We start from the raw sequence: 22,767 nt of genomic DNA, 5'->3' as shown, positions 1-22,767 counted from the left end.
GTTATTAATCCCAATAGAAATCACAGAATGAACATAGGGCAACCATATCTTTACTTTGAAAATCAAACGCGCGGCAAGTAGATTCCCTATCGCCCTCGCGGACATTAAACAATCGTGTCCCATCTATGCTCGATTTGAAACAATGACGGTCGTTGAACCATTAACACTTTTATGACTGTCCTGTCTGTCGATATTTATCAGCCATTGAGCGCCTCTAACGAATTTACGTTTGAGTATTTGTTTAACAAAATTTGACGTTGTTGCTCTCTGTCGAGTGATAAATCAAAATTACTAGCAACATCATGCCCTTCTAAACGCATACTTTCTTTAAAGTTATCCATTTTAACTTGCTCGAAATAGGCATGCTTTTCTTCGTAAGAAGAAAGCATTGAATTACTTGGCATAACTAAATCAATATCATTAAGTTGAGACTGAATCGCTTTCCCTGATTCAAAAACACCCCAGCTATTAATAGAAAAACGGAAGGTTCGGCCCTGGCGCTCTCTTTGAATGTTTAAGCCTAAATTTTCAATTAATGAATTAACTACAGATTGTACTTTACGTTCAGAAATCCCAGTTGCAGCTACGATAGCTTGAGTATTTGGAGATTCTAATCGTGTCATTGCAGCTAAAATTAATAATTCGTATTTCATGCTTACCTCGCACATTTATGCGGAAATAACATTAGTTTACGATTCAAAGGGAATGATTACTATATTTGAAAGCTAAATGAACAGAACATAGGACAGCCATAGCTTTATTTTAAAAACTCAATGAACAGAACATAGGACAGCCATAGCTTTATTTTAAAAACTCAACGCGCGGTTAGTAGATTCCCTATCGCCCTCGCGGGCATTAAAACAATCGTGTCTCATCTATACCCATTTGAAAAAGTAGCGGTCGTTGAACCATTAACACTTTTATGGCTGTCCTATCTTTCGTTTGTTTATAGAGCACAGTCAGAATTAATCAAAATAGATTACGAAAGTTATGGGTGTCCTATGTTTTTTCATATTCTTATTTGTCATAAATTGTTCCGATGGTACTCAATATATCTAAGGTCAACACCGTGATCAGGGTGCACTAGCAACCTCCCATCTATACCATTCAGTGACAGATCATCATTAATCACAAAAACGCCTCGATCAAACATTAAGTGATGATTAGGGCACAAGCATAAGATGTTACTCATTAAATCTGGTCCATTATGCGGTTTACCCAATGGTTTTATATGAGCACCCTCAGCGTATGGTCCCTTAGGGGTGTTAATTTTTAAACCACACACTTGACATGAAAAACCGTATAACACCTTGACTTCATTGGATATATATGTATCACGAACTATCCGTGAAATTACAGCATCCTTTCTCATCGCAACACTAGCTTCATCATCGTGTTTAGATATTTCACCACCTGATAATGGTGTTATATGGTAAAAATCATCACGTTGCTTACTTATTTCAATAACATCACCAGCTTTCAAACCATAAAAGCTAATAAACGTTTTAAATATTTTGTTTTTCCGAATATACCTTACAAGTCTTTTGACACTATCTACATCAGACTCAATCGTCTGATTGATACCAGAAAAGAAAAAAACAGCATCATCAGCCGCATTCTCTTTTGAACTACCACCTAGAATATTTTTAGACAAAAATTCCCCAAGGTCCTCCTTATTAAAATAGAAGTGACCTTGATTAATATTTCCTTGCTGCAACTTTACGAGAACTTTTTTCATGATGAATCCTCATCAATTTATAACAACTTATTATATTAACTACTTGCCCGTATTTGTTCTTTGAACATGCGCCCGTATTTATCTCGTAATAATATAAAAATCATTATAAATCAGATACATTTTTAGTTATTAATCCCGACAGTAATCACAAAATGGAGGTACATAGGACAGCCATAGCTTTATTTAAAAACTCAACACGCGGCAACTAGATTTCCTATCGCCCTCGCGGGCATTCACTGTAGGGAATGACGGTTGTTGTTTTGGGTGTATGGGTTATCTAAAAGATGGAACATCGGAGCATAGTGGAGGAACAATTGAAAAGAACATAGGACAGCCATATCTTTATTTTAAAAACTCAACGCGCAGTAAGTAGATTCCTTATCGCCCTCGCGGGCATTAAAACAATCGCGTCCCATCTATGCCCCATTTGAAAAATGAAGGTCGTTGAACCATTAACACTTTTATGGCTGTCCTGTTTTTCTTCTATAGAGCACAGTCAGAATTGATCGAAATAGATTACGAAAGTTATGGGTGTCCTATGTTTTTTATATTTCGAGTCCTACAAACTTATGTTCGATATTGATACCTTTCCAGCCATTACGCATTAGGCATTGTAAGCTACTAATGATAAGTGATATTCCAAAATTGATTGTTTCAAAAATAGCACCATTAGAGTCATCATCCATGATGTGAGATACATTATACCCACCATGGACAAAAGAACTTCGCAAATCATTTAGTTCTCTAAGTTTCCTTTTCAAACGCTTTTGCTGACGATCTTCTACGCTTAATAGAAAGTTAACTTTTTCACTTATATCCGTGAATCCACGCCCAGCGTTTGTACCATATATTGCTTCAAGAGCATGAAACACCCAAGGCACTGTACTAATGTCATAGTCATCCATACGTACCATATGCAAAAGTGAAAAAATCGCTTTCTCAACAGAGGTTGATGCAACAACCTTAGTATCGATTCCTAACGATCGATACCAATCAAAACTAGTTTTGATGCTTACGTACTCTACGAAAGGAACTTTCCGAGTAAATGTATTTTCCAGTGCACATTCGAATGAAAAACTCGAAATCTTTATTGGTGCATATTCGCCATCTTCTTCAAGCTTAGCATTGAAGAAATTGATTAAACCAGGAGCTGCCAAGTTACAAACGATGAAAAGATCTAGCAAATATCTGTGGAGGTAAGTTTGAATCTTGCGCTCATCGACCTTTGAATTAATAGATATATTGATCGGGACAGATATCTCTTTCAGGCACATCATTTGTTTATACAACATACCGTCGATTACCATATGGAAAGGTCCATTTATGTCCTCACTTTCTATAAATATTTCTTCAAGCTGAGTCCAATCCATTGATATCTTGCAACTGATACCCTCCCAAATGAACTCGTCAGTTCGATAAACTTCACATAGTTCCCTGATTGCTGCCAGATCTTTAGAAGAAGTATCACCTTCGACTTCATTATGTCTTGGAGACCAATTTATCAATAAATTACTACTATATTCCACGATACTTCCTTTGCTTCATAACAACTTATGATATTAACAACTTACCCGAATTTGTTCTTTGAACATGCGCCCGTATTTATCTCGTAATAATATAAAAATCATTATAAATCAGATACATTTTTAGTTATTAATCCCAACAGTAATCACAAAATCGGGCACTTACCATCTAGTTTCTGGATTTTCGACTAGTAGTCGTCAGCAGAACATAGGGCAACCATATCTTTACTATAAGAACATAGTAAGAACATAGGACAGCCATAGCTTTACTTTAAAAACTCAACGCGCGGCAAGTAAATTCCCTATCGCCCTCGCGGACATTAAACAGTCGAGTCCAATCTCTGCTCGATTTGAAACAATGAAGGCCGTTGAACCATTAACACTTTTATGGCTGTCCTATCTTTCAGATAAAAACGAAAAATAGACCCTGTAAATAATAAAGATAATGGCATTAACGCGTAATAATTAAAGAGAATATAATTAAAAATCAATTAATTAAATTGATTAGTTCACGCCAAGGATAACGCTCGACTTCTTTTCAGTATCACCTTTCATGACATTCCCAATATTTACTTATATAAAGCGGCTTGGGCTTGTTCAATACTTCGAATAGGTGTCGGCTGCGCGACACATATCCTTATTTGTTAGGTTTTTTTAAACGCTGAACCTAAGCTGATTTACCTATGACCTTAAAACCATGTGAGTCCAAGAGCTTTGCTGACTTCGCTGTGACATGCAGTGCCCCTTTACAACTGATTAACTCACCGTTTTCATGGGCATGAACAGCTTGCCAGTAGTGCTCCATGCATAGTTGAATAACTACATTCTTTTCAATACCTCGGACAGGTGAACGTACCGTTATTTCCCCAAAGTCATCTTGAGGTAGATGCGTCATTTTGCTAACTAACCCAAATGCCTCATATTCATTAATAACGTAATTACCTTTATAAAACGCAGATGCCACTTCAAGTGTTGGAACATGCTCAGGTAAGAATTTAAATATTGTTGGTAACTCTTGAGTATCTATTTCAGCGCCAGCACGGTTAATACTTATATTGAAAGAACGACTTTTAGAGAAGCCACTAAGCCCAATTAGGGCATCACACAAGTTAGCGCTTACACCATTTTGAATTATTGATTCGAATTCAAATATGCTTTCTGAAGCGTTATATAAATCTATACCTTTCTCAAGAGCAACAAGACTTCGCGCTAAGTTGTTAGTTACAGCTCTCGTAACTGACATCTCATCTTGATCTAGCTGAGAGTTTATAGTTTCAGGAATTGGAGCTATCAAATTTACGATAAAGCTACCTACTTCTGTCTGCCCAAGACGAAGTTGTTTAATGAAGTTTTGTGCTTCAGTATTTCTTTGCCCCGTAAAGTAAGCTTTTTTGCTAAATGTAGACAGAGTTGTTGCTGCTAAAAGGTCTCTTGATTTCTCAATAAGTAAAACCCCATCCTCGATGGGAATCGTACCTTCCTCTACGTCAGAGTGTACAACGCGTATCTTTACGCTATCTGAGTAGAAACTTTCGAGCTCTTTTAAAACGATATCAGGTTGACGACTTTCAAAAGAAGCAATTTCATTAATTGCGTCAACTACACGTTGAATGTAACCACTGACTTCCACTGATTTAGGCTGTATAACCTCATATTCATAGCAATCTTGCTCTGGACGGTGCCAAATTTTAGCCTGTCCAAACACTTCACCTTCAACAACCCAACCTTTAGCTGACAAGTAACCTTCAAGGTTTTTAGGAGAAACAGATACTGCTTTGTTTTTTAGTGGAGAAGTAATCATGCAGCTACCCCCATTTGACTTGCTAACTCCATTAAACTAAGCATGCTAGAAGCTGTGAGTAAATTTTTTCTAGGGATCTTAACCGTAACTGAGGTGTCGTTGATTGTTGGCTGAAGCTCGCTTAAGGAATACCAGTAACAGCAATGTTTAACCTTCATGTGATCATTTTCATGGACCAACCAGCCCGTAGTATCTTTTGGAACAACCAAGACAAAAAGGTAGCGAGGACACAGCAGGTTTTCAGCCCTCAGATCATTGTAGTTTTTTATCGGAAGCTGATAAGAAAAGTAGTCAGAACAACCACTATTTTTTGCAGTGCACTTTAACTGAATTTCTAGCTGAGGGTTTCGAATACCAGAAGTAAAACCACGTCCTTTTAAAATAAGATCGACGCTGTCATCATCGACATCAGGAATGGCAGATCTAAATCCTACCTGAGCGGCAATAGCACTAACATAAGCCCTACTTAGGAGCTCTTTTCTTTGATTATTATCCATTGCTTAAAACCAACATAAACGATGTTATTATTATATTCACTTGTTTGCTTAACTACTATAGAAAACCTAACAACTTATTATATTAACTACTTGCTCGTATTTGTTCTTTGAACACGCGCCCGTATTTATCTCGCAATAATATAAAAATCATTATAAATCAGATACATTTTTAGTTATTAATCCCGATAGTAATCACAAAATCGGGTACTTGCCATCTAGTTTCTGGGGTTTCGACTAGTAGAGTAGAACACAGGACAACCATATATTTATTTTAAAATTCAACGCGCGGTTAGTAGATTCCCTATCGCCCTCGCGGGCATTCACTGTAGGGAATGACGGTGTTGTTTGGATGTATGGGTTGTCTGAAAGAAGGAACATAGGACAGCCATACCTTTACTTTAAAAACTCAACGCGCGGCAAGTAGATTCCCTGTCGCCCTCGCGGGCATTCACTGTAGGGAATGACGGCTGTTGTTTTGGGTGTATGGGTTATCTGAAAGAGTGAACATGGGAGCATAGGACTGCCATACCTTTACTTTAAAAACTCAACGCGCGGTTAGTAGATTCCCTATCGCCCTTGCGGGCATTCACTGTAGGGAATGACGGCTGTTGTTTTGGGTGTATGAGTTATCTGAAAGAATGAACATAGGAGCATAGCGAAGGAACATTTGAAAAAATGACGATCGTTGATACATAAAAAACCACACTCCATCACAACGATTAAATATTCACCAAATTAATATGTCATTGATTAACAATCTCGCATAACATTTGTAAGTTGTTATTTGTTAATAAAAATAGAGTGACAACCCAATTATTCTGAATTAGGATAATTGCCATTAGTCGGGGGGCGTTAAGCTGAGATCACCATCATGGTGGGACCCGTTGAACCTGAACCAGTTAGCACTGGCGGAGGGAACTAACTATCAACGGCACCCTGCTGTTAATAGATCCAAGCGAGCCATAACTGCATACTCTTATTGCAGTTTACACTTCAATCCGCTTGATACTTGTTCCTAATGCTAGCGCGTGAGGAATTATGTATGTCACACACTTCATCGTCACAGCGCACCACAACAACACCTATTGTATTAACCATTGCAGGATCAGACAGTGGCGGCGGCGCGGGTATTCAGGCTGACATTAAAGCTATTTCAGCAACAGGCAGTTATGCTTGCTCGGTTATTACGGCGATTACGGCGCAAAATACGCAAGGCGTAAACGGCATATTACCTATTCCTCTTGAGATGGTCGAACAGCAGCTGGACGCCGTATTCAGCGATTTAAATATTCAAGCCGTTAAGATTGGTATGCTCGCTGATAGTGATATTATTCGGCTGGTTGCGGCTAAAATTCGTCATTACCAACCGAGGTTTTTAGTCATTGATCCAGTAATGGTAGCCACCAGCGGTGATGTACTATTACAACAACAGGCTATCACTACTCTCAAAACTGCATTGCTACCACTGGCTGATATTATTACCCCTAACTTGCCAGAAGCGGCGGCATTAACGGGTTTAGACATTCCGCAATCCATGGCTGATATGCAAGCAATGATCAGCGCATTGCGAAACATTAATCCTCATGCGGTGTTACTCAAAGGTGGTCATTTAGAACAAAGTCGTGATAGCACTGATTTACTTATTCTCGCTACTGATGTTATCGAGCTCACTACCCCTCGCATTAACACTCACAATACTCATGGTACTGGTTGCACCCTATCTGCAGCTATCGCGTCTTATCTCGCCCAAGGTAACAATCTTACAACGGCAACGTCCTTGGCTAAACGCTATATTACCGCTGCGATAACCGCCGCCGATGAACTCAATATTGGTCATGGACATGGTCCTGTGAATCACTTCTTTGCAGGTCATCATCATGTGCGCTGATCTGGAAATAACTATTACCAATGGTTGTCTAAGCTATCACTCAACGAAAAATGACCCGCAAAATAACGCGGTAATTAAGGATCTGAATTTAACCATTGCCGCGAATAAATGGACTTGCTTGGTGGGCAAAAGTGGCTGTGGCAAAAGCACCCTGATCAAGTTTTTGGCTGGATTACTCAACGAGCGCACTCAATGGCACGGGCAGCTCAATATTTCAGATAATCAGCCTTTAGCTGGTCGAGTCGCTTATATGGCGCAACAAGATTTGTTATTACCTTGGTTAACGGTATTAGACAATGTTTGTGTTAGCAGTAAGTTCGGTCATCACGATTCAATACCCAATTTAAAACAACGGGCAATGACATTATTAGAGCAGGTTGGTTTAGCAGATAAACATCAGTTATTGCCGCAACAATTATCAGGCGGTATGCGGCAGCGAGTCGCCCTTGCGAGAACACTATTACAAGACCAACCAATTGTATTAATGGATGAACCTTTCTCCGCATTGGATGCCGTCACCCGTTATCGCTTGCAAGATCTGTTTGTAAAATTACTCAAGCATAAAACCGTGGTGCTGATAACCCACGATCCTCAAGAAGCAATTCGATTAAGTGATCAGCTGTATATGTTGCAAGGCGAGCCCGCTTTTGCAACGGCGTTATCGTTACCCACATCATTACCACCACGGCGCTTTGATGCTGAATCAGCCAGCCACCAGCAACGTATTTTTGACCTATTGGCGCACGATCATGACTGATATTACCCGTTTAATCACTACCCAATCGCCGTATCAACAACAGCTGCCACAGCGTGAACTTGCAACACCGATACGATTACTGATTAGCATTAGTGTGCTAATTGGATTGTGGCAACTCACCGTGATGGTGTTTCACTTACCGAGCTTTATTTTACCGCCACCGCTTGATGTCGCGCAGCGATTAATAACACGCTATGACGTTCTGCTAAGTAACACCTGGGTGACTAGCCAAGAGATCATTCTGGGGCTAGTTCTCGGTTTATCATTAGGGTTATGTTTTGCCTTACAAATGCTGCTGTTTAAGCCCATTAAGCGATGGTTATTACCGTTATTAATCGCCAGCCAAGCCATTCCTGTGTTTGCTATCGCTCCGGTATTGATGCTGTGGCTAGGCTATGGCATTGGCTCCAAAGTGGTAATGGCGGCGTTAATTATCTTTTTCCCCGTCACGACTTGCTGCTATGACGGCTTACGCAATACCCCCACCGGTTACCTCGAATTATCTGCCACTATGGGCGCGACCAAATGGCAGCAACTTAAATATATTCGCTTTCCTGCTGCACTACCGGCATTAGCTTCCGGTATTCGCGTCGCGGTGGTTATCGCACCAATTGGCGCAGTTGCGGGCGAATGGGTCGGCGCGAGTAAAGGCTTAGGCTATTTAATGCTGCAAGCCAATGCCCGCATGATGATTGATGAAATGTTTGCCGCGCTATTTATTTTATCGCTGTTATCAATATCGCTGTATTTCATCACGGACAGATTATTAAAGCGCCTGATCCCGTGGCAGCCATAACAACACAGGTAAATATAACGCCCCTCATTTTGATACTTAATATTTAAAGGATTGATTGTGAAACGTATTTTTTTAATAACGACCATAATGTTGCTACTATTTGGGATCTCAATCAGCGTTGAAGCGAGCCCACAACCTCAAAAACTCACCAAGATAAGTCTGATGCTTGATTGGTTTGTAAACCCCAATCATGGCCCGATTATTATTGCGCAAGAGCGTGGTTATTTTAAGCAGCATGGCATCGAAGTTGATATTCAGCAACCTGCCGATCCATCATTACCACCGAAATTAGTTGCCGCTAATAAAATCGATCTTGCCGTTACTTATCAACCTAATTTAACCATTGATGTTGCTGCTGGTTTACCGTTAATTAAAACGGCAACTCTGATTGCGACACCGCTTAATACATTGATGGTATTAAAGAAAAGTGGCATCACTGATTTATCACAACTGAAAGGAAAGACAATTGGTATTGCCGTCGCAGGCAATGAAGACGCCACCATTGGCACCATGCTCGCGAATCACGGCGTTAAGCTAACGGATGTCAACATCGTCAATGTCGGTTGGGCACTATCATCGTCATTGGCCTCAGGTAAAGTTGATGCTATTTGGGGTGGATTACGTAATTTTGAAACCAATCAATTAGCGTTAGAAGGCTACCCTACCCGATCGTTTTTTCCAGAAGAGAACGGCATTCCTAGTTATGATGAATTGATCTTTGTCGCCAACAGTAACCATTATAACCGCCAAGCGATCACCGCTTTTAATGCTGCTATTACTCAAGCGACCACCTATATCATCAATCACCCTCAAGCTGCATGGCAACAGTTTATTCAATACGCCCCCGATACCTTGAATAACAAGCTTAATCATCAAGCATGGAATGACACCTTAAGCCGATTCGCGCTGCGCCCAGCAGCAGTTGATCTTAAACGCTACGATGATTACGCCCAATTTCTATTTAAACACCACGTTATCACCCAACTACCGCAAGCCAAAACTTATATTGGCAGCTTCTAAGGAGAGATCACATGACATACCAAGATTTAATTGATGCTTGCCAACCCCAATGGACCACTTATACCCAGCACCCTTTTGTGATCCAACTTGGCCAAGGTACATTGCCTCACCATTGTTTTATGCATTATTTAAAGCAAGATTTTTTGTTTCTCAAACAATATGCCCGCGCTTATGCGTTAGCGATTTATAAAGCGCGCACTTTAGCCGATATGCGTCGAGCGCTACCAAGTGTGGCTGCTTTATTGGATCATGAAATTGCCCACCATGTTGATTACTGTGGCGGTTGGCATTTAACCGAACAAGATATGGAACAAGAGCCAGAAGATGTTGCTACAGTGGCTTACACCCGTTATGTATTAGATGCGGGTATGCAAGGGGATATTATTGATTTATATGTCGCCCTTGCGCCATGTGCGATTGGCTATGCGGAAATTGGCAACTTACTGGCTAATGATGTAACAACCGTGTTTGACAATAATCCCTACCATAGCTGGATCGCGTTATATAGCGGTGAAGAGTACCAACAAGGTGTAGCCACAGCGACGGTATACCTTAATAACCTCCTTGCAGAAATTCCGCTGCACAGCCAACGTGGTCAGCAACTTGTTCAGACCTTTAAAGTCGCCACGGAAATGGAAATTGCGTTCTGGCAACAAGGTCTCAATGCAGGAGCTGTCGACAATGGATAATCTATCACAGCGCTCTCCTATCTCAGCTACGTTGACTACCAAGATTATTGCGGCACTGGCACAAGTGAGAGCACAAAAACCGTTAGTGGTTAATATCACCAATTATGTCGTGATGAATAATACCGCTAACGCCTTACTCGCCATTGGTGCGTCACCGATTATGGCGCACTCACGTCAAGAAATGGCGGAAATGATGCAAATAAGCGGCTCATTAGTGATCAATATTGGCACGCTTGATAGTGAATGGATTCAGCGGATGCTGTTTGCCGTTGAACAAGCCAATGCCAATAACAAACCGATTGTATTAGATCCGGTTGGCTGTGGCGCAAGTGTATTACGCACTCACACTGCCCGCACTCTAGCAGCGAAAGCCAATAATTTGATCATTCGTGGTAACGCATCTGAAATTATTGCGCTTGCAGGTGAAACCAGCCAAACCAAAGGCGTTGATGCGCTTGATAGCAGCGATACCGCATTCGTCGCCGCACAAGCATTAGTCGCACAATACCAAGCTAATGTGGTTATTTCAGGTGACGTTGATTATGTAGTGACAGCGTCACAGACTATCCGCCTTCGCAATGGTCACCACATGATGCCTTATGTCACTGGCATGGGATGTTCATTAACCGCATTAACGGGCGCATTTGCCGCAATTGGAGAAACGTCAGGGCTGGCAGCAACTGCAATCTATGCCATTGTCGGTGAAATCGCCGCCGAACAATCAGCAGGGCCTGCCACTTTGCAGCTCAATATTATTGATGCTTTATATCAAATCAGTGCCGAGCAAATTCAACAGCGACTCAATATGGCAGTAGTAGCGTCATGATAACCAGCAATCACAATCCTTATTTATTGTATTTAGTCACTGACGATCAGCAGAGCCTGAGTACCCTTGAACATGTAGTACGAGAAGCGGTGGCTGGCGGCGTAACCATGGTGCAAATTCGTGAAAAACACGGTGATGTAAGAGCTTTTATTAAACGTGCTCAAACCATTAAAGCGATTTTACAACACGCGTATACGGCAACTGGTCGTTATATTCCGTTGATCATCAATGATCGGGTTGATGTGGCGCTGGCGGTGAATGCAGATGGGGTGCATTTAGGGCAAACAGATATGCCCGTTGTTATAGCGCGACAACTGTTAGGAAAAGATAAACTAATAGGACTATCGATTGAAACTGAGCAGCAACTCGCCAATTGTGCCAGTCTGCCAATTGATTACATTGGACTTAGCGCTATTTTTGCCACTGCAACTAAAACTAATTTGGTGACACATTGGGGACTAGCAGGTTTACAGCATGCAGCAGCGATATGCCCATTTCCGATAGTGGCGATTGGTGGCATTAACCATACCAATCTAACTGATGTTATCGCAGCAGGTGCTGATGGAATCGCAATTGTTTCAGCAATAAGCCACGCTGATGATCCACGCCAAGCAGCGATGACTATCAGATCTTTACTTAACAATAACTAATCGCGTTTATAAAAAATGGGCTGAAAATATCAGCCCATTTGACGGTATCAATGTCGTTTTAGTGTTTGCGTCTAAACAGACTTAAGCCTAACAGCGATAACAAACCCACTATTCCTAATGTACCACCAGCGTTATCATTTGGCGGAGTAATATCATCATCAGCCTTAACACCATCACGATGTTTTACATTCACCTCTAGTTGCTGTGTCGCGTTATCAGCCACCGCTTTGCTTGTTGTTGAACCGATTAATGACAAGGTGAAGGTATATTTACCCGCTTTTAAGCCATTAACATCAAACATAATCGTTTGTGCACCGCTTTGCTGTAACTCGACCTTAGGTAAAGTAATTTGCGCTATATTTTCAGGGGTTGGTGAAATTGCAATAGCCGCAATATCCCCTGCTTGTGCCGTTGCTGGCAATGTATATGGCACTGATAAGCGGCTACCATCAAGTAACATTTGCAGCGGTACTTCACCGGCTTGATTATAACGGTACGCTAACGCTAAAATAGCAGGATCATGATCCGATGAGCGGTAAGCATCCGCACTGTATAATAGATCAACATTGTCGCCTTTATGCTCTTGGTTATAATCAAATAACGTCGATTCAGCAGCGTTGATATGCCAGTCCGTTGCATCTAAAACACGATCTTTAAGTGAAGGACTGACCAAAATATGATCAAGCGCGCCAATTTCATCATTGTATGAATAGCTATAACCCGCGTATGGCTTACCTTTACTCATCATTTCTACCGCATTGATATAGCCATAACTGCGGCTGATCACTCCACCTTCAGCACCAAACTGAGGTTGTTCACCAATAAAGGTATCACGTGCTGCTTTAAGTGTTTTAGCGGTTGGATTATCTGTTAAAACCAGCAAAGCATCTTCATGAGCATAGGAGTTTAAATCACCAACAATAACGCGATCTCCGCCCCATTTTTCCATCTGCTTACCAATTTCATCAGCTGCCGCAACTCGAAAATTTTCACAAGAGCCTTGGAAATCAGGATCTTTAACTTTGCCTTTTGCTGGATCGAAATTATTCCACGTTTCCCAGCCTTGCCAATCTTCCCAACATGTAGAACCTTTTGATTTAAGGTGATTAACGCCAATGGTTAAACGTTTACCGGTATTATTAATAATAAACGAAGCAGCCAACATATCGCGTTGATAGTTTTTGCCGTTTTCACGCACTTTACCTTTGCTGTCAACTACAGCATCACCATTTTTATCCGCAACCACAGGCGCTTGTTGTGATGGCATTAATACTTGTTTTACTTTTTCTAACGATACTCGTGCAGGACGGTACAACATACCTGAGGTGATCGCATCCCCACCAAAGGTATCTAATTTATCAATGACGGTATCGCCGTTAGCATCAATACCAATAAAGGCATAGCGATTATCAATATGATCATCTTGAGCATGATCACCTGAATCTTGACGGTTATATTTTAAATTAACATTATTAACTAAACTTGAAATAGCACCAGCGCTACCATAGCCGTTATTTTCTATTTCCATTAGCCCAAGAATATCAGCATCTAAACCATGAATAGCCGCGACAATTTTCGCTTGTTGACGTTCAAATTCAGCTTGCGAATCAGCACCACGATTTGATTGCTGTGGGTTGGCATCACCACCGAACGGTGAATTAAAGTAATTCAATACATTTAACGTCGCTACACGTATATCAAAACTATGATGTTCAGTTTTATCATTCACTGTCGGTGTCGGCTGGCGAGGTTGATGCTTAATAATGTTTTCAGCCGTGATTGTATTTTGCGTAATTAAACGAAAATTATTATATGAGTAACTTAATACCCCTTCTAAACCTACAATAGCATCGTTAATGCGTAGCGGATTATTCTGAGGATCAATGCCAAAATCAGGATAATAAGGGATCACGCCATTGGCAGCTTTGCTGTCTGTTTCAACATAAAGGCGGCGATCATTATTGTCTTCAGCTTGCTGTTTCGCTTCCTTACTGCCAGCAACATAATGTTGGTTAGGTTGGAAATTTGGTCGTTCAAATGCTAAGACTAAATTATTACGATAACCGCTGTAATCAAAACTAAATGTTCGTGATATACGCATCGTTTGATCATTTTCTTGCTCAGGCACAATATCAGCAGGCAAGCGTACTAACATACCTTCATGGCGTTCTAGTGTTGCTTGAAAACTATTGCCATCTTCTGGAATTTGAACAAGATCGATTGGCTCAGGTTTTGCTGCATTGGCATCAACAACTTCCCATAAACCATCTGTAGCCACCACTTTGGTCATGCCATAATCTTCTTCGACAAAACCACGCACACAGATTTTTTGACCGATAAGAGTTGCGTCTAACGGTTTATCAGTCTCAACAAAGATGCCATTTGATGTAGTAGTGATGCCATCATCGTCAAATAGATAAAAACCTTTCTCTAACTCTGTTGTAACCGCACTGACTACACCCGTTACAAGGTATTCTTCACCACTGGTATATTTACCATCAGCAATAAGCGGAGAACGGTATGAACTTCCCTGAATCTCACCGATACGTTTGTGGCTTATTCCCGCTGCATCACGACATGGTGTCACCGATACTGATTTTATGGCTGATATTGCTATCGCTTTATTATGTGAAGGATCTTCTATTGAGTCTGAAATAACAATATTATTAATATCTGCACAAGCTGCTGAACTAAAAGCGGCACTTACTGCTATAGCTAATAATGAGAAAGTGTTATTTTTCATTTTATTTAATCCGTTAAAATTAGAAATATCGATGCGCATTAATATAATTTTTTGATTGTTGGATTATTAACACTGCACATAGTGTTTGGACATTAATTTAATTAATAAAAAACTCAATAATAAAAGTATATTTTTGTGATGACATAATCACTAATAACAATAAAAAATACTCAAAAAGAATGATCGTCGTTCGAGAATCAACAGCATTACGTTATCTTTATTTTATCAACGCAATACTGTTTGAGTGTGAATGGCTTAATATTATTTTGCGGCAGCTGGTAACCGTGGCGGCATCGTAGCACGTTCAATACTGCACTCATAAGAGCCCATTTCAAATTCACGACAAATCCACGGACGGTTTTCATAAATAGTACACAGTAAAGTATCGCGATCGACCGCAGCACACCAACCATCATCAAGGCGTAACATAACTTCACCGCCCCACTCATCAATATCAATGTATTCTTCGGGAACACCTGTATCGGTAATAATCATTACTTCCAATCGACAACAACATGCTTGGCAAGTGCTACATGTCATGGTTGGATCTGGCTCTGTGCCTATATCTGGCTCTGTGCCTATATTAGTTACTTCAATCGTCATATCTATAATACCGCTAGGTTTTCTTGCGCGCATAGTAACCTAAACCCATACTAAAAACACGGAACGGATGTTATTCAATTATCGAATCCAATTGAGATTCTGCAGCTAAAAAAATCACAAACCCCAATATGTAGACGATAAATCACGTAATTACTGTTTTTGTCCAGATATTTACGTTCATCACTCAAAAAACCGTGCTATTGTAATCAATTAAATAACAATAAATTAACCAAAAGGATGGTTATGCACGATATTACAACAATGACAATCACAGTATTTATGGGTTTCTTTGCCATGATGAACCCCATTGCTAATACCGCTGTTTTTGTCGGAATGACAGGAAGTCAAACGCCAGAGCAACGCCGAAAAACTGCATTTAAAGCCCTTACCGCTGCCTTTTTTATTATTGCTACCTTCTGTTTATTAGGTAAAGGGATCTTTGAACTGTTCAGTATTACCTTACCTGCATTACGACTTTCAGGTGGTATTTTAGTCTTTCTGGTTGGCTATCACATGCTTCAAGGTGATAGCTCAAAAATGCACTCAGATGAAAAAACTGATCAGGTCAGTGAAGAAAAAGACATTTCAATTTCACCATTAGCACTGCCTATTTTAGCCGGCCCTGGCACCATAGCGACAGCGATGAACTACTCGGCATCAGGTTCATTTCTACACACGATCATCACTATTATTGCGTTTGCAAGCTTGTGTTTAATTACTTTGGTATGTTTTCTTTATGGGCCGAAACTGGTCGATAAAGTCGGTGAAGCTGGCATTACTATCACTACCCGCTTAATGGGATTAATTTTAACTGTTATCGGTATGCAAATGTTAATTCAAGGTGTACACGATGCATTTATGTTGTTTGACACCGCTAATTTAGCCAAATAATTAGCTGCAATTTACTCCTCGCACTTAAATAACAGCCTTAATCTTTCTTTTTATAAGGCTGTTATCTTACCTTGGTTACATTTTCACCCTCGACATTTACAAACAAACCTCTGTATAATCCGCCCCCTTTACATCTATCTCTGTTTTCGTGCATCTTCTTTTGGCGCACTGTCAAAAAATCACCGAATAAAACTGCTAGGACTACCTCTTGATATCTACCGCAAACATTACAATGCAATTTGGCGCTGAGCCGTTATTTGAAAACATTTCAGCTAAATTTGGTAACGGTAACCGTTATGGTCTTATCGGCGCGAATGGTTGCGGCAAATCGACCTTTATGAAAATCCTTAGCGGCGCTCTAGCACCAAGCTCTGGTAACGTATCTATTTCTCAAGGCCAGCGTTTAGGTACGCTAAGTCAAGACCAGTTTGCGTTTGAGCAATATACGGTTATTGATGCCGTTATCATGGGTGATGCGGCGTTATGGAAAGTCAAACAAGAGCGTGACCGTATTTATGCGCTGCCAGAGATGACAGAAGAAGACGGCATGGCTGTGGCTGAGCTAGAAAGCGAATTTGCAGAAATGGATGGCTACAGTGCAGAAAGTCGCGCAGGACAACTTCTAATCGATGCTGGTATTGATGAAGAGCTACATTACGGCTTAATGTCACAGGTTGCTCCTGGTTGGAAACTGCGAGTGTTATTGGCACAGGCATTATTCTCTAACCCTGACATTTTGTTACTTGACGAACCAACCAACAACTTGGACATTCACACCATTAACTGGCTTGCTGGTGAGTTAAATCAGCGTAAATGTACCATGATCATTATTTCTCACGACCGTCACTTTCTAAACTCTGTGTGTACTCACATGGCTGATATCGACTACGGTGAGCTACGTATTTACCCTGGTAACTACGAGAAATTTATTGAAGCGTCAACACTCATTCAAGAGCAGCTATTATCTGAAAATGCTAAGAAAACTGCTGAAATCAATGAACTACAAGATTTCGTAAACCGTTTTGGTGCCAATGCTTCAAAAGCCAAACAAGCTAGCTCTCGTGCTAAAAAAATGGATAAAATTAAGCTTGATGAAGTTAAATCATCAAGCCGATTAAAGCCATCATTAAGCTTTAAGCCGGGTAAAGCACTTTACCGTCAGGCTTTAATTTTAGAAGAATTAGGCCATGGCTTTGATGGCGAGACATTATTTGAAGGCGGCGATCTCATCCTTGAAGCTGGCTCTAAATTAGCCATCATTGGTGAAAATGGTGTCGGTAAAACCACTATGCTACGTTGTTTAGTCAATGAACTAAAGCATAACCATGGCGTGATTAAGTGGTCTGAAAATGCATCAATCGGTTACTGCCCTCAAGATAGCTCTGCAGATTTTGATAACGATCTAGGCATCTTTGACTGGATTTCACAATGGCGAACGAAGGATCATGATGATCTTGCCGTCCGCGCTATTCTTGGTCGTTTGTTATTTACCGCCGATGATATTAACAAGAAAGTGAAAAACTGCTCTGGTGGTGAGAAGAACCGTTTAATCTTTGGCAAACTAATGATGCTAAACATTAACGTATTGGTAATGGATGAACCAACAAACCACATGGATATGGAAGCGATTGAAGCACTAAACAGCGCCCTAAAAGTATATGAAGGCACGTTGATTTTTGTTAGTCATGACCGTGAATTTGTATCATCATTGGCAACACGCATTATTGATATTCGTGACAAACAAGTGATTAACTTCCACGGCACATTTGACGAATACATGTCAAACCTTGCTCTTGAAAGTAACGCTGCTTAATACTCCTTAGTAGCAAGTTATATTATGATGTATAACTTGCTACTTAAAGTGACAGCGTCACCAGTTACTGTTTGCAGCAACTACTCGGCAGCAACTACTCGGCAGCAACTATCTGCGACATTACCCAACCGGTATGTGCTGCTGTTTTACCTGTCGATGGATGTGGCTGTCCTTCTAAAAGTTGCTTACGCATATTATCAATATGGTACAACTGAATATTGGTCGGATTTTCAATAACAATCTGTTGCTGCTTATCACCAATAATGACTTCTATCGGAGCTTCATCAAACACTGAAAATCGAATTTCACCCAAGCTGCCATAAATCACGACGTTATCTTGTCGTGAGTGACCACCAAAATTCCAACTGCCACTGCCTGTTACACCACTCTCATGTAACCAACACGCACTGACTGCATCTAACGCGGTATATAAATGCTGTTGATTAATTCCAATACCTTTTACGCTAGCAAAATCACCTAACAAATAACCAAATAAGTCTAAACCATGGCTAGCAAGATCATCAAAATAACCACCAGCAGCAATGGTTTTATCGGTGCGCCAATTATATTGCTGTGACAGATCCATTGGGTTAGCTGGTTTATTTAAATGCCAACTAATATGGCGTATTTCACCAATTTCATTGTTATCAAGCAACTGCTTTATATGATTAAACCGTGGTAAAGAACGGCGATAATAAGCAACGAATAATGGCAATTGTGCAGCTTCAAATGCAGCAACGATGGCTTGGCAATCCGCATAATTAGGAGCTAATGGCTTCTCCACACAACAGATCTTCCCAGCCTGTGCCACTTTCAAAGCGAGTTCTTTATGGCTATCAGGTGGTGTTGCAATATAGACCGCATCGATAGTCGAGTCATTAATAAGCATATCAGCGTCTGCGTATACCGCCTCAACATTGTGTCGCTGTGCGTAATCACATGCTAAAGCTTGATCTCGACGCATAACTGCCGCTAGAGTGAAATTGTCAACTTTATGATAAGCAGGCCCACTTTTAACTTCAGTCACCGCCCCACAACCAATCATGCCCCAGCGGATCATCTTCGTGTTCATTGCCTTAATTCCTTTCAACATATTATATTATCGCTGTTTTACTTACTGTCGCAGCTACAGTTTAGGTTATAAATTACGTATACTGCGAATAATATCCCCAATCAGATAGTGACGATGACAACCATTATTTTAATTACCAATGTTGGCAATATAGAAATTAGCCTCAATAAACAAAAAGCCCCAGTTACTGTGCGTAATTTTATTCAATATTGCCGCGATGGTTTTTATAACGATACCATTTTTCATCGTGTTATTGATGGCTTTATGATTCAAGGTGGTGGTCATAATGAAGATTTAGTCGAAAAGCTGACGCGAGAACCAATTGTTAATGAAGCTAACCGAGGTCTTAAAAATACGCTCGGTACTATTGCAATGGCGCGCACAGAGGCACCTCACTCAGCAACGGCGCAGTTTTTTATTAATCTTGCGGATAATGATTTCCTGGATTACACAGCAACAACAAACAATGGCTGGGGTTATGCTGTGTTTGGGAATGTCGTGGCGGGAATGGATGTTGTCAATCATATCGCCAAAACTGAAACAACCACGAGTCAAGGTTATGAGGACGTACCTTGTTGTCCTATCATTATTCAGCAAGTGGTCATTAACGAATAATTATTTGACGATGATTGTGGAGCGATGACTCATCATCGCTCCAAATGAAGATAACAAAATATTAGTTAACGAGATAATCCTTTGGTTTTAGTAATTATCTCTGCATGTTCTGCTGAAATAGGCATGACTTTAAGTGCGTGTACATTACTGCCTCCGGTATTCCCCATTGGTACACCGTCAACAGCGGTTAATAATGCCGCCCCGACAATACGTATAAGTTGCCCTATCACTTCTTTAACATCACGCTGTTTAATCGCCCAACGTAACATCAAATAATGTACCTTAACGTGCCAATAAGTTGATTCTTGCCCCAACACATGTGCATTTTCTAAATACCGAAATGCGGCAACTGGATCAGCTCTTTTTTGTGCTCGATATGAGCGAATCAATTCCCTTTTAACATAAGGCGCTATATTATGACTAAAGTTACTCATCATCCCTCCGAGTTATTATTCATCCTTAAATAATTAGCCCACACTCAATCTATTTATATACATTGCATTAACGTAATTTTACAGCGGTACCAAACGCGAGTAATTCACATGCACCATCCATTATAGCACTGGTTGTAAAACGCACACCAATAACTGCATCAGCACCTAATGCTAAGGCCTCTGTTTCTAAGCGTGACATTGCTTGATCTCGCGCTTCATTAAACATCTCGGTGTAACCTTTTAATTCTCCACCAACAATTCCCTTAAGACTAGCCATAATGTCACGGCCAATGTGCTTAGATTGCACTACGTTACCCGTTACTATACCTAGTATAGCGATAATCTCACGTTCAGGGACCGTTTCTGTTGTTGCTAAAATCATGATGCAAAACCTCTTCTAAGATACTGCTATTGTTTTTCTTACAATAAGACAACAAACATATTGATATAATAATGACAGACCTTATTCATAATAGAAATACTTGGTTACAAGTAAACCCTTGAGTTTACATTGTGGAGTGATATACTTTTTGCACAAATTCAATAGAGTGTAAAAAAATGAAAAAAGGCTTAATTGGACTAGCGCTACTTGCAGGTGGCCTTGTCACATCTCTTCCAGCAACTGCCGGTACGTTTACTTTAGGTCACACTTGGCTACTTGAAATTGGTAATGTAAAAGGAAAGATCCCTTTTCCAATTTGCCGTAATGCGAAAGGTTTCAAAATCGAAGCACAACGAGATCTTAAACTTGATCGTGTAAAAGTGCGCTTCCGTAACGGCGAAGAAAAAACGTTTAACTATTATCGTGATGTGAAGAAAGATCAAGATACAGGCGTACGTCTATTTGGTTATGAGCGTTGTATCAAGCATATTGAAGTATCAGGAAACTCTGAAGGTACGCGTGCTGGTGTTAAAGTCATCGGTATTGATTAATACCTTTATAACGATAATAAAATAGTCATTTAAATAGCGTAATACTCTCTCATATCAAATGAGTACAGTATTACGCTTTTTTATCTTTCTATAAATCTATTTATGCACAACAGCTTTTGTCTTAATAAAAAATTGGGCAATAATATTTGCAACAATTGCAGTAACAATTAAAAAAACAAAATAAAATACGATAATATCTATTGCTGAAACAGAAAAATTTAATGTTTTTGCTACGCCAAGTACAATTGGAAATAACCAAGAAACAAAAGAAATAGTCCCTACAGCTGTAACGATCATAATTTCATATCCAGTTAAAGTATTAAGCAACGTCGAACCAATAGCATTTTTAATTTTAGGGATTATTAACTTATGCACAAAATAACCATTAACGGTTAATATTAATACAATAAATAACTTACCCCATATTTTTTGATTCATTAAATTTTCTGGGGTGTATAAATAATAATGAACAATAAAAAGCAACCCAGAAACCCATAACATACCAAGACCAGCAAATACAAATTTACTTACAAAATCAATTGTTTGATATTTTTCATGCGTGATCTCTTTTTTAATATGTTTAAGAATAAAGGCATCAAGCATCCAAGCACAACCGAGCCCAATAGACAACCCAGCTAAATGCATAAATTTAATAATACACTTAAGGTTTAATATTGAAAATAAATCATCCATGACACATCCGTATATTACATGTAATAAAAGCGGCCATTCATATTATAAACAATACAAATAAAACCAATGTTATTTATTAACTATTTCTTTTAATAAATATCGTTATACCATAGCACCACATTTAAAAAGAAAAAATAGTATTATTATCTAACTAATAACTATTGGTTTTAATTCTATCAATACTAGCACAAATATATATTATTGTTATATAATTAAAGAGTAATAAAATCTTATCATCATATTAATATATGGTAATTATTGACGATTTAAATTAAGGCTAGAGAAGCTGATTATATACCGCCAACCAATATTACAAATCACTACAACTGCAAGTAACTGCTGGAAAGTAAGTCAGCTTATTTTCACGAAATAATTTCATTGCAGTATCAATTGTTGCTTCAATTTTATCAGGTTCAAATGTTAGTGGCAGTTCATAGATCCAACCACTACAGCCATAACCTAATAAAGGTAAACTTTCACTATCAATTGCTTGATCTTCAGCAATTTCGATAGTTATCGTGGTTGACGTCGATGACAGACACCAACAATAACCCTGTACTACACCTGAGCCTGATATTGTTGTATTAATAGTAAACGCACCACGGTAATAATCATTATTTATTGCGTACATTATATTATCCTCTATTTCTTAGAATTAGTTTTATATCATATTGCTTATAATAAAACCTATAAATTCAATAAGATGAAAAATCATGGCCTATAAATATGCAAAAATAATAACTATCAAATCATGTTAAGCTAAAGTTAAACCCTCATTCATTAGA

22 protein-coding genes, 1 pseudogene and 1 riboswitch are annotated in these 22,767 nt (G+C 39.6%); of the genes and pseudogenes, 11 read left to right on the top strand and 12 right to left on the bottom strand.

Translation table 11 applies throughout. The features are described 5' to 3' along the window. Nucleotides 1-197: 197 nt before the first annotated feature. From PMAL9190_RS05755 to PMAL9190_RS05735, 5 genes are all read right to left on the bottom strand, one after another. The gene (locus tag PMAL9190_RS05755; RefSeq protein ID WP_235004297.1) at nucleotides 198-653 is read right to left on the bottom strand and encodes a YhfG family protein; all 456 of its coding nucleotides are present in this window, start codon (nucleotides 651-653) and stop codon (nucleotides 198-200) included. A gap of 371 nt (nucleotides 654-1,024) precedes the next feature. Then, nucleotides 1,025-1,738: an HNH endonuclease gene (locus PMAL9190_RS05750; RefSeq protein WP_087844320.1), complete on the bottom strand. Its 714-nt coding sequence runs from the start codon at nucleotides 1,736-1,738 to the stop codon at nucleotides 1,025-1,027. Nucleotides 1,739-2,283: 545 nt separating this feature from the next. Next, entirely contained in the window at nucleotides 2,284-3,264 is a 981-nt protein-coding gene (locus tag PMAL9190_RS05745; protein WP_087844319.1) for a hypothetical protein, read from the bottom strand. Between the two features lie 664 nt (nucleotides 3,265-3,928). After that, nucleotides 3,929-5,062 (bottom strand): hypothetical protein, encoded by a 1,134-nt coding sequence (locus PMAL9190_RS05740; protein WP_087844318.1) that lies wholly within the window; start codon nucleotides 5,060-5,062, stop codon nucleotides 3,929-3,931. Next, nucleotides 5,059-5,559 carry a DUF4365 domain-containing protein gene (locus PMAL9190_RS05735; protein WP_087844317.1) on the bottom strand — a complete coding sequence of 167 codons (501 nt, stop codon included), beginning with the start codon at nucleotides 5,557-5,559 and terminating at the stop codon, nucleotides 5,059-5,061. The genes PMAL9190_RS05740 and PMAL9190_RS05735 overlap by 4 nt, the downstream gene beginning before the upstream one ends. Before the next feature lie 833 nt (nucleotides 5,560-6,392). Beyond that, nucleotides 6,393-6,493: riboswitch (TPP riboswitch) on the top strand. Between the two features lie 108 nt (nucleotides 6,494-6,601). On the opposite strand from PMAL9190_RS05735, the gene thiD reads away from it, so the two are divergent. The 7 genes and pseudogenes from thiD (at nucleotide 6,602) to thiE (ending at nucleotide 12,185) form a co-directional block, all read left to right on the top strand. Next, entirely contained in the window at nucleotides 6,602-7,447 is an 846-nt protein-coding gene (thiD, locus tag PMAL9190_RS05730; RefSeq protein WP_087844316.1) for a bifunctional hydroxymethylpyrimidine kinase/phosphomethylpyrimidine kinase, read from the top strand. After that, nucleotides 7,437-8,204, top strand: coding sequence for an ABC transporter ATP-binding protein (locus PMAL9190_RS05725; protein ID WP_087844315.1), 768 nt, complete (start codon nucleotides 7,437-7,439; stop codon nucleotides 8,202-8,204). Before thiD ends, PMAL9190_RS05725 begins: the two co-directional genes overlap by 11 nt. 70 nt (nucleotides 8,205-8,274) lie before the next feature. After that, nucleotides 8,275-9,000, top strand: a pseudogene (locus tag PMAL9190_RS05720) (ABC transporter permease); the annotation flags it as partial. Nucleotides 9,001-9,087: 87 nt separating this feature from the next. Continuing rightward, on the top strand, nucleotides 9,088-10,020 hold the full coding sequence (locus PMAL9190_RS05715; protein WP_087844924.1) for an ABC transporter substrate-binding protein: 933 nt from the start codon (nucleotides 9,088-9,090) through the stop codon (nucleotides 10,018-10,020). An 11-nt stretch (nucleotides 10,021-10,031) separates the two neighbouring features. Continuing rightward, nucleotides 10,032-10,709: a thiaminase II gene (tenA, locus tag PMAL9190_RS05710; protein WP_087844313.1), complete on the top strand. Its 678-nt coding sequence runs from the start codon at nucleotides 10,032-10,034 to the stop codon at nucleotides 10,707-10,709. Continuing rightward, entirely contained in the window at nucleotides 10,702-11,535 is an 834-nt protein-coding gene (thiM, locus tag PMAL9190_RS05705; protein WP_087844312.1) for a hydroxyethylthiazole kinase, read from the top strand. Before tenA ends, thiM begins: the two co-directional genes overlap by 8 nt. After that, complete coding sequence (gene thiE, locus PMAL9190_RS05700; RefSeq protein WP_087844311.1) at nucleotides 11,532-12,185, top strand: thiamine phosphate synthase; 654 nt, start codon at nucleotides 11,532-11,534, stop codon at nucleotides 12,183-12,185. The genes thiM and thiE overlap by 4 nt, the downstream gene beginning before the upstream one ends. 58 nt (nucleotides 12,186-12,243) lie before the next feature. Here thiE and PMAL9190_RS05695 read toward each other — a convergent pair whose 3' ends face one another. Together PMAL9190_RS05695 and PMAL9190_RS05690 are read right to left on the bottom strand one after the other, a co-directional pair. Then, a complete protein-coding gene (locus tag PMAL9190_RS05695; RefSeq protein ID WP_087844310.1) occupies nucleotides 12,244-14,928 on the bottom strand; it encodes an ExeM/NucH family extracellular endonuclease in 2,685 nt (894 codons plus the stop codon). Between the two features lie 261 nt (nucleotides 14,929-15,189). Continuing rightward, nucleotides 15,190-15,531, bottom strand: coding sequence for a YkgJ family cysteine cluster protein (locus PMAL9190_RS05690; protein WP_087844923.1), 342 nt, complete (start codon nucleotides 15,529-15,531; stop codon nucleotides 15,190-15,192). 243 nt (nucleotides 15,532-15,774) lie between these two features. On the opposite strand from PMAL9190_RS05690, the gene PMAL9190_RS05685 reads away from it, so the two are divergent. Next, nucleotides 15,775-16,422 carry a MarC family protein gene (locus PMAL9190_RS05685; protein ID WP_087844309.1) on the top strand — a complete coding sequence of 216 codons (648 nt, stop codon included), beginning with the start codon at nucleotides 15,775-15,777 and terminating at the stop codon, nucleotides 16,420-16,422. A gap of 208 nt (nucleotides 16,423-16,630) precedes the next feature. Beyond that, the gene (locus PMAL9190_RS05680) at nucleotides 16,631-18,235 is read left to right on the top strand and encodes an ABC-F family ATPase (RefSeq protein WP_087844308.1); all 1,605 of its coding nucleotides are present in this window, start codon (nucleotides 16,631-16,633) and stop codon (nucleotides 18,233-18,235) included. Between the two features lie 94 nt (nucleotides 18,236-18,329). Here the strand turns inward: PMAL9190_RS05680 and PMAL9190_RS05675 are convergent, their stop codons facing one another. Then, complete coding sequence (locus PMAL9190_RS05675) at nucleotides 18,330-19,307, bottom strand: Gfo/Idh/MocA family protein (protein ID WP_087844307.1); 978 nt, start codon at nucleotides 19,305-19,307, stop codon at nucleotides 18,330-18,332. Nucleotides 19,308-19,421: 114 nt separating this feature from the next. On the opposite strand from PMAL9190_RS05675, the gene PMAL9190_RS05670 reads away from it, so the two are divergent. Further along, entirely contained in the window at nucleotides 19,422-19,922 is a 501-nt protein-coding gene (locus tag PMAL9190_RS05670; protein WP_087844306.1) for a peptidylprolyl isomerase, read from the top strand. A 65-nt stretch (nucleotides 19,923-19,987) separates the two neighbouring features. On the opposite strand, the gene PMAL9190_RS05665 is transcribed toward PMAL9190_RS05670, so the two are convergent. Both PMAL9190_RS05665 and PMAL9190_RS05660 read right to left on the bottom strand, forming a co-directional pair. Continuing rightward, complete coding sequence (locus PMAL9190_RS05665; RefSeq protein ID WP_200813380.1) at nucleotides 19,988-20,356, bottom strand: DUF3703 domain-containing protein; 369 nt, start codon at nucleotides 20,354-20,356, stop codon at nucleotides 19,988-19,990. A 67-nt stretch (nucleotides 20,357-20,423) separates the two neighbouring features. Further along, nucleotides 20,424-20,738 (bottom strand): heavy metal-binding domain-containing protein, encoded by a 315-nt coding sequence (locus PMAL9190_RS05660; RefSeq protein ID WP_087844304.1) that lies wholly within the window; start codon nucleotides 20,736-20,738, stop codon nucleotides 20,424-20,426. A gap of 176 nt (nucleotides 20,739-20,914) precedes the next feature. Here PMAL9190_RS05660 and PMAL9190_RS05655 point away from each other — a divergent pair, with 176 nt between their 5' ends. Beyond that, the gene (locus tag PMAL9190_RS05655) at nucleotides 20,915-21,289 is read left to right on the top strand and encodes a DUF2541 family protein (protein ID WP_087820071.1); all 375 of its coding nucleotides are present in this window, start codon (nucleotides 20,915-20,917) and stop codon (nucleotides 21,287-21,289) included. Between the two features lie 96 nt (nucleotides 21,290-21,385). On the opposite strand, the gene PMAL9190_RS05650 is transcribed toward PMAL9190_RS05655, so the two are convergent. Together PMAL9190_RS05650 and PMAL9190_RS05645 are read right to left on the bottom strand one after the other, a co-directional pair. After that, on the bottom strand, nucleotides 21,386-21,982 hold the full coding sequence (locus PMAL9190_RS05650; protein ID WP_087844303.1) for a hypothetical protein: 597 nt from the start codon (nucleotides 21,980-21,982) through the stop codon (nucleotides 21,386-21,388). Nucleotides 21,983-22,292: 310 nt separating this feature from the next. Continuing rightward, nucleotides 22,293-22,613 carry a hypothetical protein gene (locus PMAL9190_RS05645; RefSeq protein WP_087844302.1) on the bottom strand — a complete coding sequence of 107 codons (321 nt, stop codon included), beginning with the start codon at nucleotides 22,611-22,613 and terminating at the stop codon, nucleotides 22,293-22,295. Nucleotides 22,614-22,767 lie beyond the last annotated feature (154 nt).

This window comes from Photobacterium malacitanum, from assembly GCF_900185615.1.
Taxonomy (GTDB): domain Bacteria; phylum Pseudomonadota; class Gammaproteobacteria; order Enterobacterales; family Vibrionaceae; genus Photobacterium; species Photobacterium malacitanum.
Note: the sequence above shows the minus strand (reverse complement) of the source record. Positions and strands in the feature narration are given on the sequence as shown.